General features: G+C 67.1%; 19 protein-coding genes. 8 read left to right on the top strand and 11 right to left on the bottom strand.

Features of this window, described 5'->3' with window-relative positions; genetic code table 11:
- Window positions 1-89 precede the first annotated feature (89 nt).
- From AXYL_RS21530 to AXYL_RS21520, 3 genes are all read right to left on the bottom strand, one after another.
- The gene (locus AXYL_RS21530; protein WP_041655864.1) at window positions 90-938 is read right to left on the bottom strand and encodes an arylamine N-acetyltransferase family protein; all 849 of its coding nucleotides are present in this window, start codon (window positions 936-938) and stop codon (window positions 90-92) included.
- A gap of 16 nt (window positions 939-954) precedes the next feature.
- Complete coding sequence (locus AXYL_RS21525) at window positions 955-1,482, bottom strand: GNAT family N-acetyltransferase (RefSeq protein WP_013394973.1); 528 nt, start codon at window positions 1,480-1,482, stop codon at window positions 955-957.
- An 89-nt stretch (window positions 1,483-1,571) separates the two neighbouring features.
- Window positions 1,572-2,066 (bottom strand): DUF2938 domain-containing protein, encoded by a 495-nt coding sequence (locus tag AXYL_RS21520; RefSeq protein WP_013394972.1) that lies wholly within the window; start codon window positions 2,064-2,066, stop codon window positions 1,572-1,574.
- 79 nt (window positions 2,067-2,145) lie between these two features.
- On the opposite strand from AXYL_RS21520, the gene AXYL_RS21515 reads away from it, so the two are divergent.
- Window positions 2,146-2,583: a helix-turn-helix domain-containing protein gene (locus AXYL_RS21515; RefSeq protein WP_013394971.1), complete on the top strand. Its 438-nt coding sequence runs from the start codon at window positions 2,146-2,148 to the stop codon at window positions 2,581-2,583.
- A 34-nt stretch (window positions 2,584-2,617) separates the two neighbouring features.
- Here AXYL_RS21515 and AXYL_RS21510 read toward each other — a convergent pair whose 3' ends face one another.
- Window positions 2,618-3,031, bottom strand: coding sequence for a DUF4168 domain-containing protein (locus AXYL_RS21510; RefSeq protein WP_013394970.1), 414 nt, complete (start codon window positions 3,029-3,031; stop codon window positions 2,618-2,620).
- Window positions 3,032-3,242: 211 nt separating this feature from the next.
- Window positions 3,243-4,055, bottom strand: a complete 813-nt coding sequence (locus tag AXYL_RS21505) for a sulfite exporter TauE/SafE family protein (protein ID WP_013394969.1) — start codon at window positions 4,053-4,055, stop codon at window positions 3,243-3,245.
- 151 nt (window positions 4,056-4,206) lie between these two features.
- On the opposite strand from AXYL_RS21505, the gene AXYL_RS21500 reads away from it, so the two are divergent.
- Window positions 4,207-4,974 (top strand): AraC family transcriptional regulator, encoded by a 768-nt coding sequence (locus tag AXYL_RS21500; protein ID WP_013394968.1) that lies wholly within the window; start codon window positions 4,207-4,209, stop codon window positions 4,972-4,974.
- Window positions 4,975-5,037: 63 nt separating this feature from the next.
- Window positions 5,038-6,225: an FAD-dependent oxidoreductase gene (locus tag AXYL_RS21495; protein ID WP_013394967.1), complete on the top strand. Its 1,188-nt coding sequence runs from the start codon at window positions 5,038-5,040 to the stop codon at window positions 6,223-6,225.
- 17 nt (window positions 6,226-6,242) lie between these two features.
- On the opposite strand, the gene trhA is transcribed toward AXYL_RS21495, so the two are convergent.
- Window positions 6,243-6,887: a PAQR family membrane homeostasis protein TrhA gene (gene trhA / locus AXYL_RS21490; protein ID WP_013394966.1), complete on the bottom strand. Its 645-nt coding sequence runs from the start codon at window positions 6,885-6,887 to the stop codon at window positions 6,243-6,245.
- A gap of 210 nt (window positions 6,888-7,097) precedes the next feature.
- Between trhA and AXYL_RS21485 the strand changes: the two genes are divergently transcribed.
- Both AXYL_RS21485 and AXYL_RS21480 read left to right on the top strand, forming a co-directional pair.
- Complete coding sequence (locus AXYL_RS21485; RefSeq protein ID WP_013394965.1) at window positions 7,098-8,180, top strand: alpha/beta hydrolase family esterase; 1,083 nt, start codon at window positions 7,098-7,100, stop codon at window positions 8,178-8,180.
- Window positions 8,181-8,318: 138 nt separating this feature from the next.
- Entirely contained in the window at window positions 8,319-8,840 is a 522-nt protein-coding gene (locus AXYL_RS21480; RefSeq protein WP_013394964.1) for a DUF1993 family protein, read from the top strand.
- Here the strand turns inward: AXYL_RS21480 and AXYL_RS21475 are convergent.
- Window positions 8,837-9,340 carry a VOC family protein gene (locus tag AXYL_RS21475; RefSeq protein WP_013394963.1) on the bottom strand — a complete coding sequence of 168 codons (504 nt, stop codon included), beginning with the start codon at window positions 9,338-9,340 and terminating at the stop codon, window positions 8,837-8,839. The two genes, AXYL_RS21480 and AXYL_RS21475, sit on opposite strands and share 4 nt — an antisense overlap.
- A 54-nt stretch (window positions 9,341-9,394) precedes the next feature.
- The gene (locus tag AXYL_RS21470) at window positions 9,395-9,751 is read right to left on the bottom strand and encodes a DUF1428 domain-containing protein (RefSeq protein WP_013394962.1); all 357 of its coding nucleotides are present in this window, start codon (window positions 9,749-9,751) and stop codon (window positions 9,395-9,397) included.
- 170 nt (window positions 9,752-9,921) lie between these two features.
- On the opposite strand from AXYL_RS21470, the gene AXYL_RS21465 reads away from it, so the two are divergent.
- The gene (locus AXYL_RS21465) at window positions 9,922-10,902 is read left to right on the top strand and encodes a GlxA family transcriptional regulator (protein ID WP_041654061.1); all 981 of its coding nucleotides are present in this window, start codon (window positions 9,922-9,924) and stop codon (window positions 10,900-10,902) included.
- Window positions 10,903-10,962: 60 nt separating this feature from the next.
- On the opposite strand, the gene AXYL_RS21460 is transcribed toward AXYL_RS21465, so the two are convergent.
- Window positions 10,963-11,517 (bottom strand): hypothetical protein, encoded by a 555-nt coding sequence (locus AXYL_RS21460; RefSeq protein ID WP_013394960.1) that lies wholly within the window; start codon window positions 11,515-11,517, stop codon window positions 10,963-10,965.
- Between the two features lie 349 nt (window positions 11,518-11,866).
- Between AXYL_RS21460 and AXYL_RS21455 the strand changes: the two genes are divergently transcribed.
- Window positions 11,867-12,346, top strand: a complete 480-nt coding sequence (locus AXYL_RS21455) for a thioesterase family protein (protein WP_041654058.1) — start codon at window positions 11,867-11,869, stop codon at window positions 12,344-12,346.
- A gap of 15 nt (window positions 12,347-12,361) precedes the next feature.
- Here the strand turns inward: AXYL_RS21455 and AXYL_RS21450 are convergent, their stop codons facing one another.
- A complete protein-coding gene (locus tag AXYL_RS21450; RefSeq protein WP_013394958.1) occupies window positions 12,362-13,237 on the bottom strand; it encodes a TauD/TfdA dioxygenase family protein in 876 nt (291 codons plus the stop codon).
- A 14-nt stretch (window positions 13,238-13,251) separates the two neighbouring features.
- The gene (locus tag AXYL_RS21445) at window positions 13,252-14,220 is read right to left on the bottom strand and encodes a Bug family tripartite tricarboxylate transporter substrate binding protein (RefSeq protein WP_013394957.1); all 969 of its coding nucleotides are present in this window, start codon (window positions 14,218-14,220) and stop codon (window positions 13,252-13,254) included.
- A 94-nt stretch (window positions 14,221-14,314) separates the two neighbouring features.
- Between AXYL_RS21445 and AXYL_RS21440 the strand changes: the two genes are divergently transcribed.
- On the top strand, window positions 14,315-14,962 hold the full coding sequence (locus AXYL_RS21440; RefSeq protein ID WP_041654055.1) for an IclR family transcriptional regulator: 648 nt from the start codon (window positions 14,315-14,317) through the stop codon (window positions 14,960-14,962).
- Window positions 14,963-15,038: the final 76 nt, after the last annotated feature.

Here is a 15,038-nt window from a genome sequence, read left to right as displayed (position 1 = left end):
GGTGAGGGAATCCGGAACAGGATAACCGGTTGCGCAGGCAGCAAGGCTGACTGGCGCCCGACAACGCGCGCGCTGGCCGTTCGGCAGGGTCAGCCTGGAGCGAGTTCGGCGACGCCCGCTTCAGCGCTGTGCGCCGCGACACGCCGGAACAGGCTGACGGCTTCATCGAGGCCAAGATCGAGGTCGAAGCGTTGCCGCAGGCATGCTGCCCACGCCGACGCGTCGGCATATTGATGCTTCTGCAGGCTGCCGTCGTTGTCGCGGCGGGTGTAGGTATCGTTCACCATCAGTTCGCGGGCGCCGGGCTGGGTGCGGCTGATGAGCAGGCTGTTCAGGAACACCGACTGGGGATGGGTCGAGGTGTACCAGTTGCCGATTTCAAAATCCACGTCGGCCGCGGGTTCCAGCGTGTAGCGATATACCGTCTGCCAGCCGGCGGACGTCTGGAACTCCAGGCTCAGCTCATCTCCCGCCAGGGCGATGCGGAACACGCCGTGGGGAGTGGTTTGAGCGATACCGGGCAGGAATTCCAGAGGGGCGGTCTGCGTAGTGGATCCGAAGGCTACGTCGGCGAACCAGCTGCGGCCCTCCAGTTCCACGCGCAACAGCATATGGGTCAGCCCCGTGTGGATTTCCGCGGGCACCTGCCAACGCACCCGCGCGATCAGCGGGGTGACGTGAAAGCCCATCTGTCGCAGTACGGCAAGCAGCAGCGTGTTGTGCTCGAAGCAGTATCCGCCGCGCCGCCGCGCGATCATCTTTTCAACAAGGGCGTCCAGGTCCAGTTGAACGCGTTGGCCGGTATACGGCGCCAGGTTTTCAAACGGGATGGCTTGCGGATGCAGCAGATGGAGTTGCCGCAGCGCGTCCAGCGTGGGCTCGACGGAGCCGTGATAGCCGATGCGATCGAAGTAGTGCGCGAGGAAAGCGTCTGGAATTGCAGTCATTCAGGGTCTACCCAAGTTTGCGGCCCAACAATTGGCCGGGCCAACCGTTTACGTCGAAGGTCGAGATCCGGGCGTAGCCGCAGGATTCATAAAAGCGCACCAGGGCTTCGCTGCCGCCGCCGTAGCAGTCCACGCGCAGGCGGTCCACCCCGGCGGTCCGCGCCTGATCATCGGCAAAGGCCAGCAGGCGTCTGCCGATGCCGCGCGCCCGCGCATCCCGGGAGGCGACGAGCAGTCTCACGTAGACTTCCGGGCCGGTTGCCGCGGGCACGTAGGGCATGGCGTCGCCCAGTACCAGCGCGCCATGGATGCCGCCTCCCGGCCCCTCGGCCACCCAGGCCCCGGGCAGCGCGCAGGACTCCGTCACTCGCGCGATACGCTGCGGCAACGCCGACCAGGGCTCGCTTCCCCATTGGCCCTCGTTGCCCATGCCGACGAACCAGGCAATCACCTCGTCGAAGATCTGCAATACGGCGGGAGCATCCTCCACGCTCGCGCGGCGGATCGTCAGTTCGTCAGCGGGTTTTGCGGTCAAGGTCAAAATTCCTCCGGGTCTGGGTCGTTCAGGGGATTCCTGCTCGGCTCCATCTTAGATGGCTCGGCCTGGAGCATGCCGGGAAGGCGTCAGTCCCACACCAGCTTGAGCAAGGCGGCGGACAGATAAAGGCCGTACCCGAACACCGCATGCGTCACCAGGCTGCGCAGGCGGTTCTTCCAGGGCGTAGGCGTGCGGGATGCGGCGATGCCTGCGCCCATGGCGGGCTGCATCAGGAAGAAGGGCATGACGACGGTCGCCAGGCCCACGGCCACGGCAGGCAGCCAGGTGGGATCGCGCAGCCACGCCGCGCCCTGGACGCCGATCAGCAGCGCGGCGAAAGCGAGGCCCACGGCGTAGTGGATCGTCCACCCCAGGGGGGATTCGCCGGGTATGGGCTCGGCCCGGCCGATATTGGCGTGCGCATATGTTCCCCGGCACAAGTGGCCCACCCAGCGGCCAACCATCGCGTAGCCCAGCGTGGGCATGCCCAGGGCCTTCTGGAGCATGGCCCACAGGTCCATCACGACGGTCGCGCCGATTCCGATCAAAACTACTTTTGCCGCTATTTCCATCGATATCATGTCCGGTCCTTGCATTGATGAAATCATCGTATGCGGGCATGATAAAAGTTGAAGTCAACTTCAAGTCAAGGAGAGCGCCATGGATATTTCGGAAGTGGTCCGGCGCACGGGCCTGCCGGCCTCCACGCTGCGGTTCTATGAAAATAAGGGCTTGATCGCGGCGGTCAGCGCCGCCGGCGAGCGTCGGCGCTTTGCGCCCGGCGTGCTGGATCAACTGGCGCTGATTGCGCTGGGGCAGGCCGGCGGCCTGTCGCTGGACGAGATCCAGGCCATGCTCACCCCCGAGGGAGCGCCGCAGGTGGACCGGCAGTTATTGCTGGACAAGGCCGACAGCATCGACGCGACCATCAAGCGCTTGCGGGCCATGAGCCAGGGCCTGCGCCATGCCGCGGTATGTCCGGCTCCCAACCATGCGCAATGTCCGACTTTCCAGCGCCTGCTCAAGGCCGCGGCGGGCAGGGTGAAGCAGGGCAGGACGGCAACCGGAAAACAAAAAAACGCCACCCGTCCAGAGTAGGACGGATGGCGCCAGGGCTAGCTCTCGGAGAGCCTTACTTCGCGGCGGGGGCGCCCTTGCCCATGCTCATCAAGCGTTGCTTGAGCTGGGGGTCCTGCTGTATGGCCTGGCCGATGCCGTTGAATTCCTCGACGCTCAGGCCGTCGGCCTGCACCAGCTTCACCATCTTGGCGTCGGCTTCCTCAACGACCTTCTGCTTGGCCTGATCCGTCTTGGCGGCGTCGACCTTGGGGCGGTATTCGTCGACGACGCCGGAAATCTTCTGCGATGCCGAAGCGAAACGCTGCAGTTGCTGGTCGGTCGGCTGGATCGCGGGCGGGGGCGCCATGCGCGGCTGGGCCTGGGTCTGGCCTTGGGCCTGGCTGGCTTGCTGCGCAAGGGCGGGAGCACCGGACAGCGCCGTCGCCAGCACGGCGGCGGACAGGAATGCATAAGTGGAACGCTGCATGAAACCTCCTTGTTCCGGTTGAATGTCGGGCCATGATGACAACCCGGCCCGCCTCGGGGCAAGTTTCGCGATGTGTTTTCCTGTGTCGGCAGGCCACGGGATGCGCAAGCGCCCTGGGAGGGAGCCCCCCAAGGGCGCGGCGGAAACGTTTTGCGCGGTTTCGTAGTCGCTGCTGGCCGCGATGTTTCCTTAGGTTTTTGCGGGACGGGTCCTAGATGAGCAGCATGCTCAGCATCACCAGCGCCAGCAGCAGCACATAGACCCGGGCGTGCAGATGGTCCGGGATGCGCGGGATCAGCGGCGCGGCCAGGCGGATGCCGGCCAACGAGCCCAGCGCCAATGCGGCGAAGGCCAGCAGATCCACATAGCCCACGACCCACGGCGCCAGGGGCGCGGCCAGGCCGCCGGCTGCCGCCATGTAGGCCAGCGTTCCCACCACCGCCACGGGCAGCGTCAGCGGATTGGCCATCGCCGCCGCCTTGGCCATGGGCAGGCCGCGGCGCCGCAGCAGCGGCACGGTCATGACGCTGCCGCCCACCCCCAGGAAGGCAGCGACCACGCCGATGGCCAGGCCGCCGCCCACCAGCACGCCGTGGCCCAGCGGACGGGGCTGCTCGTCCCCCTGCGCCATGAAGCCCTGGCGCAAGAGGCAGTCCAGGATGGTCACGCCCAGGTAGGCGATGAAGGCATAGCGCACCAGATCGCCGCTGGCGCGGGTGGCGGCCAGCGCGCCCAACGCCGCGCCCACGGCGATGAAGCCGGCCAGGGGCCACACATAGGCGCGCAGGATGTTGCCGGCGCGCTGGTGCTTGCGCGTAGCCGCGATCGAATTCACGATCATGACGCAGGTGGACGTGGCCACCGCGATGTGCATGGCCGCCAGGCCGATGGCGTCGTGCGCCCCGTGCGCGGACGTCAGCACCGCGTACAGCACGGGCACCACGACGAAACCGCCGCCGAAACCGAACAGCACGGTGGTCACGCCGCTCAAGCAGCCGAACAGGGCCAGAATCAGATAAAGCATGCTGCGTCCTTCCAGGGAAAGCAGTCACGATACGGCTGCGGGCTGTGGCCTGCTTTCGAGGATGAGACAATAATGTTCGAGTTTCGGCCAATCGACCCGCCGGGCAGTCGGCATGAACAGGCCATGAGTCCCAGACCATGAGCCCCAGACGATGCGCAATACCCACATCGACCGCTACGACCATCTGGACCGCGTCGTCGTCGCCATCGGCAACGACTATCCGCCCGGCCGGCTGCTGCCAGCCCATGCGCATCGCCGCGCCCAACTGCTGTATGGCGCCACCGGCGTCATGCACGTGGTCACGCGCGACGGCAACTGGGTGGTGCCGCCGCAGCGCGCGGTGTGGATCCCGGCGGGCGTAACGCACCAGGTCCGCATGCTGGATGTCAGCACGCGCAGCGCCTACGTCGAGCCCGGAGCGGCGCGCGCGGACCGGCAGGCCTGCGAAGTGATCGAGGTCTCGCCGTTGCTGCGGCAGCTGCTGCTGGACGCGGTGGACATGCCGGCCGAGTACGACCTGGCGGGGCGCGACGGCGCGCTGGCGGCCCTGCTGCTGCATGAGGTCGAGCGCGCGCCGGTGCTGCCGCTGCATATCCCGCTGCCGCGCGACAAGCGCCTGGCGCCCTTGTGCAGGGCCTTCATCGCCGCGCCAGACGCGCGCGCCGCGCCGCAAACCTGGGCCGAACGATTGCATATGAGCCCGCGCACATTCAGCCGCCATTTCCGCCAGCAGACGGGCATGGCGTTTTCGGAATGGCGTCAGCGCGCCTGTGTGGTGCTGGCCTTGACACGGCTGGCCGCGGGCGATCCGGTGACCGCCATCGCGCTGGATTTCGGCTACCAGAGTCCGGCGGCGTTCTCGACGATGTTCCGGCGGGTGTTGGGCCGGCCGCCCACGGAGTACCTGCGCGAAGCGTGAGGGCAGTTGGTACTATGCCGGCTCCCGCGGCAGCCCCTTCGGGCAGCCGGGCTAGACCACTTCATGACTACTACGCATACGCCGCTATCCATCGGCATCGCCGGCGCGGGCAGCGCCGGACTGGCCGCCGCGCTGGCGCTGGCGCAAGCCGGCCATCAGGTGCGCGTCTTTGAAAAGCACCAGGGGTTCACCACGCTGGGCGCGGGACTGTTGCTGCAGCCGCCTGGGGTGCGCGCGCTCAAGTCGCTGGGCGTGGACGTGGCGGCGCTGAACGTGGGCGCGCCGATCGACCGGCTACTGGGCCTGTCGCATCGCGGCTGGCGGGTCGTGGACATCGATTACGTGGGCGACGGCGCGCGGGCGGTGACGCGGGCGGCGTTGGGCGGGGTGCTGTTCGAGGCGGCGCGGCGCGCGGGCGCCGAGTTCTCGTTCGGCTGTCCGGTCGAGACGCTTGCGACCCGCGAGGGCAGGGCGCACGTGACGCACGGCACGGGCGAAGCCCGGGCCGAGTCCAGCTTCGATGTGTTCGTGGTGGCCGACGGCGCCGCCTCCGCGCTGCGCGAGCAGGTCGGGCTGGCGGCGAGTTCGCGCGTCTACGCGTGGGGCGCGTTGTGGGGCCAGTTCTGGACGCCCGATTGGGCTGGCGCCACACAGCTATTGCAGCGCTTTCGCGGCACCCGCGAAATGATGGGCCTGCTGCCTACCGAGATCGGCCCGCGGGGCGTGCGCCTGTCGCTGTTCTGGAGCATCCGCCACGATGCCCTGCCGGCCTGGCGCGCCGCGCCCATCGGCGCCTGGAAGGAGCGCATGCTGTCCCTGTGGCCCGAGGCCGCGCCGGTGGTGGACCAGATCACGCGGCACGACGATCTGGCGGTGGCTACCTACCGCCATACCTGGCCGCGCGGATTGGCCGCGGGTCCGTACTGCGCCGTGGGAGACGCGGGCCACGCGATGAGCCCGCAACTGGGCCTGGGAACGACCCTGGCAGTGCTGGATGCGTTGGCGCTGGCGCGGAACCTGGCGCAGCATGGCGCGGCCGCCGGGCCGGCGCGCTACGCCCGCAGCCGGCTGCTGCCTTCGCGCATGTACCAGACGCTCAGCCGCGCCTTGACGCCTTGCTTCCAGGCCTCGGGGCCGGGGCTATGGCGCGATCTGCTGTTCGGCGGCGGGCTGTTGGTGCCCGGCATGAAGGCGCTGATGAAGCGCGGACTGCTGGCCATGCCGCAGCCGGGCGGACCGGGCCGCGGCTGAGCGTTGCGGGGCGGCGCTCAGGCCGCGTACCAGAGCACGGCGAAGAAGTGGCAGGCCGTGCCTGCGAGCACGAACAGATGCCAGATGAAATGGCTGTAGCGCCAGCGGTTGTCGAGCACGAAGAACACCACGCCGCCGGTGTAGGCCAGCCCGCCCGCCACCAGCCACCACAGGCCGCCGCTGGGAACGCGCTCGATCAGGGGATTGACCGCGATGATGACCAGCCAGCCCATCGCCAGGTACAGGCCCGTGGAGATGGCGGGACGGTTGAGCCGCTTGCTGGCTTTCAAGCCCACGCCCAGCAGCGCCATGCCCCAGACCAGGCCGAACAGGGTCCAGCCCCAGGGCCCGCGCAGGGCGCCCAAGGCGAAGGGCGTGTAGGTGCCCGCGATCAGCAGATAGATGGCGGAATGGTCCAGCACGTTGAACAGCTGCTTGGCGCGGCTCTTGGGCAGCGCGTGATAGATGGTGGACGCCAGGTACAGCAGGCACATCGTCGCGGCGAAGACCGCAGCGCCCGCGATGAAGGCGGCGTCGCCCTGGCGCACGGCGGCCAGGATCAGGATGGGGGCGGAGGCCAGGGCGCCCGCGGCGCCGACGCCGTGGCTGATGGCGTTGGCGATTTCCTCGCCCAGGGTCTGGGGTCTGTCGTTGGGGAACATGAATGCGTCTTGGTTGGTTCAGGTGTACACCTTAGGCGCTTTGGCGCGGCGGCTCAAGCCGACAAGCGGGCTTGCCGCGCGCAGCGTGCAGCCCGTTTGATCTACTGCAAATCGGGTGGGGCGCCGGCACGCGAAAAGGGCAGTCTGGAAGTTACTCTGTGATACATTCAGCGCGCAAGCAAACGCAGGTTTACTGGCCGAGGCCTCGCAATGGCGCGCAGTTTTACCAATCTGTTTTTCAAGGCCGCGAAGAAGATCGGCAAATTGCAGCGCGCCGCCATGCGCATGGCCGTTCCCAAGACCGCCAAGAAGCGCGGCGCGCCCAAGCGCAAGGCGGCCAAGCCGGCGGCGGCCTCTGCCTCGCGCAGCGCCGCCGCGCCTTCGTTGGGGGCGGGCCGCTGGGAAGCCTCCCGGCAATTCTCGGACGGGCAAGGCCGCCGTCTCACCTTCGCGCGCTACACGCCCGCTGCCGCGCCGCGCGCCGGCATGCCGCTGGTGGTGATGCTGCACGGCTGCAGGCAGACCTCGCTCTCGTTCGCGCGCGGCTCGCGCATGAATCAATGGGCCGATGCGGGCGGCTTCATGGTGCTGTATCCGCAGCAGTCCATGGCCCGTCAGGTGCAGCGCTGTTGGCGCTGGTTCCAGCCGGACGACGCGCACGGCGGGGCGGAAGCCGATCTGATCGCCGCGCTGATCCGCGCGGAGTGCGCCAAGTATGCCTTGGACCCCGAACGCATCTACATCGCAGGCCTGTCGGCGGGCGCAGGCATGGCCGCGCTGGTGGCCTTGCGGCATCCGCGCCTGATCGCTGCGGTGGCCATGCATTCCGGGCCGGTGGCCGGCGACGCCCACAGCGCCACCGGCGGCATCGGCACCATGCGGCGCGGCGCGCTCAAGCCGCTGTTGCCCTTGCTGGAACGGGTCGCGGATCCGGCCGTGTTCCGGCTTGGCATGCCCGCCATGATTCTGCAAGGACAACTGGACCCGACGGTGGCGCCGCGCAACGCCAGGCAACTGTTCGAACAGTTCCGCGCCGTGAACGACCTGCCGCCGGAAAGCGTGCCGGTCGAGCGCGTGCTGGGCCTGGGTACCGACAAATCCTACCGCCGCGTGGACATGCTGCGCGGCAGCCGGACAGTGCTTCGGCTATGCGAAATCACGCTGGTGGAGCATGCCTGGAGCGGCGGCGATGCCTCGGTGAGGTATCACGCGCGCAGCGGGCCGGACGCCTCGGCGTTGATCTGGCGCTTCTTTCAGGGGCAGCGCCGCGTGGCCCCCGGCCAGGCGGAATAGGCCAGGGTCCGGGCGCCGCGTTTTCGAGCTCATAAGGGGCCGGAGCCCGGCCTCGGGCGCGGCGGTAAGATCAGCGTATTCCCCGGCGCGCCGACGCGTCCCGCGCGGGCCGCCCAGTTCTTGTCCGGAGTCCCCATCATGTCTCTTTCCATGTACCAGACCAGCGTGCCTGCCTTCGTCCGCGGTCTCAACGTCCTGGCCGCGCTGCTGCAAAAGGCCGCCGATCATGCCGCGGCCGCCGGCATGGATCCGGCCGAGCTCATCAATGCCCGCCTGGCTCCGGACATGTATCCGCTGAGCGGCCAGATTCAGCGCGCCAGCGATGCGTCCAAGTTCGCCGTGCAGCGCCTGTCGCGGGTGGAAGCGCCCAAATTCCCCGACGAGGAAACCACTTTCGAGCAATTGCAGCAGCGCATCGCCGCCACCGTTGCGTACTTGCAGGAGGTGGCGGCGGATAGGCTGGATGGCGCCGAAGGCCGCAAGGTTTCGCTGGCGTTCGGCGACTTCAAGCAGGAATTCCGCGGCGACGACTATCTGCTGACGTTCGCGCTGCCGAACTTCTACTTCCACGTGACGACGGCGTACGCCATCCTGCGCCACGCGGGAGTGAAGATCGGCAAGCTGGATTTCCTGGGACCGTATCCGCAGCCGGCCGCTTAACCCTGTTTCTTTGACGGATCGCCGCAGCCGTCCATCGGACCCATCTTCGCCATGTTCTCCTGCACCTCTTGCGGCGTCAGGTCGAACTTGTGCGTGGCGATGGACCAGCGGTGGCCGCAAGGATCCACCACCTGGCCATAGCGGTCGCCCCAGAACATGTCCGCCACGGGCATGGTCACCTGGGCCCCGGCCGCCACCGCCTGTTTCATGGCGGCGTCCACGTCATTGACGTAGAGATGCAGCGTAACGGGCGTGCCCTTGAGCGCCTTCGGACCCAGGCTGCCCCATTCGGGGAAGTCGTCCATCAGCATCATGACGGAATCGCCGATGCGTATGGCGGCATGCATGATCTTGCCGTTGGGGCCGGGCAGCCGCGCCAGCTCCTCGGCGTTGAAAGCCTTTTTGTAGAAGTCGATGGCATCCGCCGCGCCTTCGCACACGATGTGCGGGGTGAGCGTGTGCATGCCTTCGGGGATGGGTTTGCTTGCAGGATTTGCCATGGGGGGTCTCCAGAATGTTCAGTTTGAAAGGGCGGGGAAGGATTCCCGATCGCCTCAGTTTCCTACCAGCGTGGTGAAGCCGCCCCAGCACATGCGTTTGAAGTCGAATACGCCTTCGCAGCAGTTTTCCCCAAGGCGGGGGTCAGCCATGACCTTGGCATTGATCTCGTCGCGATCCGCCTTGCTGGCGTAGGTGATCCACGCGAACACCACCGTCTCCCCCTCGCGCGCGCCGGCGGCGGCGCTGAACGAGCCAGCGCCTTCCTTGTCGATATCTTCCGCGACGCATTCGCGGTAATCCAGCGCGCCATACTCCAGCCAGACTGTCTGCGCCTGTTGGGCCATCTTCCGGTAGGTTTCGAGGTTGGCCTTGGGCACCGGCAGCAGGAAACCGTCTACATACTTTTCCATTAGTAACTCCTTGGATCCACGTTGTTCTGTTCCGCGCCAGGGCGCCCGCAAGCCGCCTCTGGCGCAGCCCGGATCTCATTCCGGTAAGTGTCACTGTATCGAGATCGGCAGCGATTTCCGATAGGCAATTGCGACAATCTTGAGGGTGGATTGCGACAGCCGGCGGGGGTATGCTTTGCAGGATGAAAAACGTCGCTTTCCTGCTGCCCCTGGGGGCGAACATCGCCTCGCTGGAAACCGCCAGGCACGGCTTTCTGGTCGCCAACGAATACCTGGCCGCGCATGGGCGCGAACCCCGGTTCACGGTGCGCACCCTGGCCCTGACCCGCGAAGTCCGCCTGGACCAGGGCCGCATCACGGTGCAGGCCGACATGGTCCTGGCGGATGCCCATGACATCGACATCTGCATCGCGCCGCCGTTGCTGGGATCGGTGTCCGACGCGGTGCTGTCCAACCGCGAACTGATCGAATGGCTGTCGCGCCATCACCGCGAGGGCGGCGAAGTCGCCAGCCTGTGCATGGGTGCCGCGCTGCTGGCCGCGGGCGGCGTGCTGGACGGCCAGCAGGCGGTGGTTCATTGGGTGGCGCAGAACCTCTACGCCAGCCTGTTTCCCAGCGTGCAATGGGTCAGCGACCGCATCGTCATGGCCGATAACGGCATCTACACCAGCGGCGGCGCGTTCTCCGCCGCGCATCTGGTGCTGCACCTGATCGAAAAGTACACCGATCGCGATACCGCCATCTGGTGCGCCAAGTACTTCCAGCTGGACTGGAGCCGCCAAAGCCAGCTGCCGTTTACGGTGTTCATGGGGCAGAAGTCCCACGCCGACGAGGTCGTGCGCGCGGTGCAGGACTACATCGAAGGCCGCTACACGGAAAAGATCACCGTCGAGGAACTGGCCGACCGCCACGCCATGGGCCGCCGCACGCTGGAGCGGCGCTTTCGCCAGGCCACGGGCAACAGCATCGTGGAATATGTGCAGCGGGTGCGCGTGGAAGCCGCCAAGAAGCGGCTGGAAACCTCGCGCAAGAGCGTGGCCGAGGTCATGTACGAAGTCGGCTACAACGACACCAAGGCCTTCCGCGATATTTTCAACAAGTACTGCGGCATGTCGCCGGTGGGCTACCGCGAACGCTACCACTTCCAGTAGCTGCTTCAGCGCCGATACCGGTACGCCCGCGTATCGCGCGGCCTGCCGATTCGAGGCGGCCTACCTCAGCGTTGTCGCCGACACCCGGTCCGGATACCAAGCCGTGAATTTCATCGCGCCGGCCAGCGCCGCCACCGTCACGGCGATCGCGATGGCCTGCGGCAGTTGCGGCCTGTACAGCAGCAGCGCGTCCGCCGCCACCATGGTCGCGAAGGCCAGCGCCCAAGCCATTGCGACGGCATAGTTCATGCGGGCGTAGCGGCGGTTCTTCCAGACATACTCCGGTTCTTTTTCCCGCGCGTACTCCAGGGTGAATGGCCGGCGCAGCGCCAGGGTCAGCAGCACCAGGACCAGCATCCCGGCGTCGACCCGCAGGCGCGCCTGGGCGATCGTCCAGGAATCGCCGTCCACCATCGGGGCATACAGGGTCAGTCCCATGAACAGCAGCAGCGTGCCGGTTTCCAGGATCTTGATGCGCCGTTCGGGGCTGAGCCAGTCGCGCAGCACCAGCCCGGCGGAAACGAAGGTGCCGGCCGCCAGTCCTTCCAGTACGCCGACGGTTCTTTCTATGATGACAAACACGATGAATGGCGTGAACGCCAACAGGATATTCATCTTGGTTCCCCGACCTTGAGCGCGCGCCTCTGCGCGTTTGCAGCGTCGCCTTGAGAATCAAGACGCGAACTTGTCTACTTACGCCTGTCCGCCAGGGTGCGGTATATGACGCCGTTCGCCTATCGCCTGGATGGCGGGGCGCGGATGGACCATTTTCCCGGCGGCCTGGCGTTCCATCCGCCATCTGGCCGGCGCCGGCCAGACGGGAGGAACTAGTGCGAGGACGGCGTGCAGTCCGTGGGGCTTACGACCTACGGCTTCCTCCCCGGTACGAAGCCGCCGGCGTTGATCCGCCGGCCGGCCTCGGCTAATGTCATGCGTTGAGCGAAACCCTGTCCCCGAGGAAGCCATGACATCAGCCCTCCCGTCCACGACCCTGAGCGTGGATCCCGCCTGGATCGACGAGTACGGCCACATGAACGCGGCCCATTACGTGGGCATCTTCGATCGCGTCGGCTTCCAGCTGCTGCGCGAGGTCGGGGTAGGGTTGGACTACACCGAGGCCACGCGCTGCGGCATCTACACGATGAACGTGCACGTGGCCTATCTGCGCGAAGTGCTGGCGGGCGATCCGCTGGCACTGCGCATCCGCCTGCTGGAAGCGGATGACAAGCGCCTGCTGTGCCTGATGGAGTTGATGCAGACGCGCGACGGCTACGTCGCGGCCACGATGGAGCAGTTGTCGCTGCACGTGGACCTGGAAACGCGGCGCGCCAAGCCGTTCCCGCCGGAGTTGGCGCAGCGGCTGGCGCGCACGGTCGCAGAGCACGCCGCCCAGCCGCTGCCGGCAGGCTATCGGCGGCTCTTGCCGCTGAAGCCGCCGCGCTGAGCCATTCCGGATAGCCTAGCGCGCGACCGCGATCGGCCGGTCGCCCGAGATCGTGGTGCGGTGCATCTCGCGGTCGAAGCCGTCGTAGTCGTTCATCGCCAGGTGCTGGGTGCAGCGGTTGTCCCACAGCGCCAGCGAACCCGGCGTCCAGCGGAAGCGGCAGGTGAATTCCGGCCGCGCCGCGTGGCGGTACAGGAATTGCAGCAGGGGTTCGCTTTCTTCCTGGGTCATGCCGTCAAAGCGCAGCGTGTACGTGCCGTTCACATACAGCGCCTTCTTGCCCGTGGCCGGGTGCACGCGCACCACGGGGTGGACCACCTCGCTGGCGGCGCGGTCGTCGGTGCGCACGTCCATCTTGTGGGCTGGGTCGCCGTTGTTCACCACCGCGCCGCCCGCGCCATAGGAGCGCACCGCGCTGTGCACCGCGCCCAGCCCGTCCAGGATCTGCTTCAGCTTGTCCGACAGGGCGTCATAGGCGCGGTACATATTGGCCCACATGGTGTCGCCGCCATAGGGCGGTATGACGCGGCCGTATAGCGCCGAGCCCAGCGGCGGCTCCTCGGCGTAGCTCATGTCCGTGTGCCACAGGCCGCCGAACAGGCGCCGGGTGGTTTCCGACTTGCCTTTCATCACGGGCAGGATGGTCGGGTGTCCGTCCAGTGCCCGCACGAACGGCACTTCCAGCAGCTCGCCGAAGCGCGAACTGAAATCGATGTGCTGCTGCGGCGTCAGCTGCTGGTCGCGGAAAAACACCACCAGATGCTCGTGCAGCGCGGCGCGCACGTCGTCGAATTGATCGTCCGACAAGGGCCGCGACAGATCGATGCCGCGGATCTCGGCGCCCAGTGCGCCAGCTATCGGTTGGGTTTCCAGATGGCGATACGTGCTCATGCTTGTCTCCTTGCTTATTGAAGCTTGATCTGCGCCTTGCTGACCAACGCGCCCCACTTATCGGTTTCCGCCGCGATGTAGCGGCCGAAGTCTGCTGGTCCCTCGGCTGAAATGATGCCGCCCATGGCGTCTATCTGTTCGCGCACGTCGGGCATGGCCAGCACCGCCAGCAGTTCCTTGTTCAAGCGCTCGATGATGGGCTTGGGCGTGGCGGCCGGCGCCAGCACGCCGAACCAGCCGGCGATCTCATAGCCCGGCAGGCCGGCCTCGGCCATGGTCGGCACGTCGGGCAGCTGCGGCGAGCGCGCCGTGCTGGTGATCGCCAGCGCCCGCAGCTTGCCTGCCTTCACCAGTTGCAGCGCCGAGGGCATGTTGTCGAACATCATGGGCACGTGGCCCGCCACCGTATCGTTCAGACCCGGCGCGCTGCCGCGGTAGGGCACGTGGGTCAGGCGCACGCCCGCGGACGAGGCGAACAGTTCGCCCGCCAGGTGCAGCGAGGTGCCCGCGCCGGGCGTGGCGTAGTCCAGCGGCGCTTTCGACTTTTTGGCGTAGGCGATCAGTTCCTGCACCGAGCGCACCGGTACCGAGGGATTGACCACCAGCAGGTTGGGCACGCTCATCAGCATCGTGACGGGCGCCAGGTCCCGCTGCGGCTTGTACGGCAGGTCCGGATAAAGCGCGGGGTTGATCGAGATGGGGCCGATATTGCCCATCACGATGGTGTAGCCGTCGGCCGGCTGTTTGACGGCGAAATCGGTGCCTATGTTGCCGCCAGCCCCGGCCTTGTTCTCGACGATGACGGGCTGGCCCAGCCGCTCACCGAGCTTGTGGCTGACCAGCCGGGCCAGCATGTCCGTCGATCCGCCCGGCGGATAGGGCACGATCCATTTGACCGGCTGCGCAGGCCACGTTGCTTGCGCCGCGGCGGATCCCGTACAGAACACGAGACCCGCCGCCAAGGCGAGTGCGATGCGTTTCATTGATATGTCTCCTTCCCTGGCTCGCCGGTCTTGCCGGGAGCGTCGTTTATGTGTAATGTTCACCTAGTGATCAATACGTTTATCAGGTGAACGATTGAAGAATAATAGATCGATCCAGCGGTGTCTATCCATCATGCGGGCCTTCCGCGGCAACGGCCGGCCCACGCTGGCCGAGCTGGCGCGCGCCGTCGAACTGCCGCACGCGACCGTGCTGCGCTTCCTGCAGACGCTGGAAGAAGAGGGCTACGCCGCGCGCGAAGACAGCCGCTGGCGCCTCACGCCGCAGGTCTTCGAACTGGGGTTCGCGGCCATGGAAAGCCTGGGCGTCACGGATGCCGTGCAGGAGATCCTGCAGAATCTGGCCGATGCCTATTCAGGAACTTCCAATTTGGGCGAGGCCAATCCCGAGGGGGTGATCATCATCGGCCGCGCCATGGCGCCGGCCGAGCGCCGCCGTCTGGTGGTGATGAATCTGCGCGTGGGCAGCGTGCTGCCGCCGGCCAGCGCGCTGGCCGGCGGTTTGCGCCTGGCGCCGGGCCAGTGGACCCGGTTCGACTATCCGGACAGCAACCAGGTGTCGGTGGCCGTGCCCGTGCCGCAGGCGGGCTCGCGCCTGCTGTCGGTGGGGATATCGGTGGCCGCGCCGGAAGTGGAAGGCGACCGGCTGGAGGCCGACATGGTGCCCGCCTTGCAGCAGGCGGCCCAGACCATCGCCGGGGTGATCCGGGTCGGCGTGGTGTAGGCGTGGCGGGACCGCGGACTCAGTCCTCGAGGACTGGCGCCCGGCTGGCACATAGGGTCGGCCGGAAAGCCTGCCC

The organism is Achromobacter xylosoxidans A8 (genome assembly GCF_000165835.1).
In the GTDB taxonomy this organism is placed as follows: Bacteria; Pseudomonadota; Gammaproteobacteria; order Burkholderiales; family Burkholderiaceae_B; genus Achromobacter; species Achromobacter xylosoxidans_B.
This window is presented reverse-complemented; position numbering and strand designations above follow the sequence as displayed.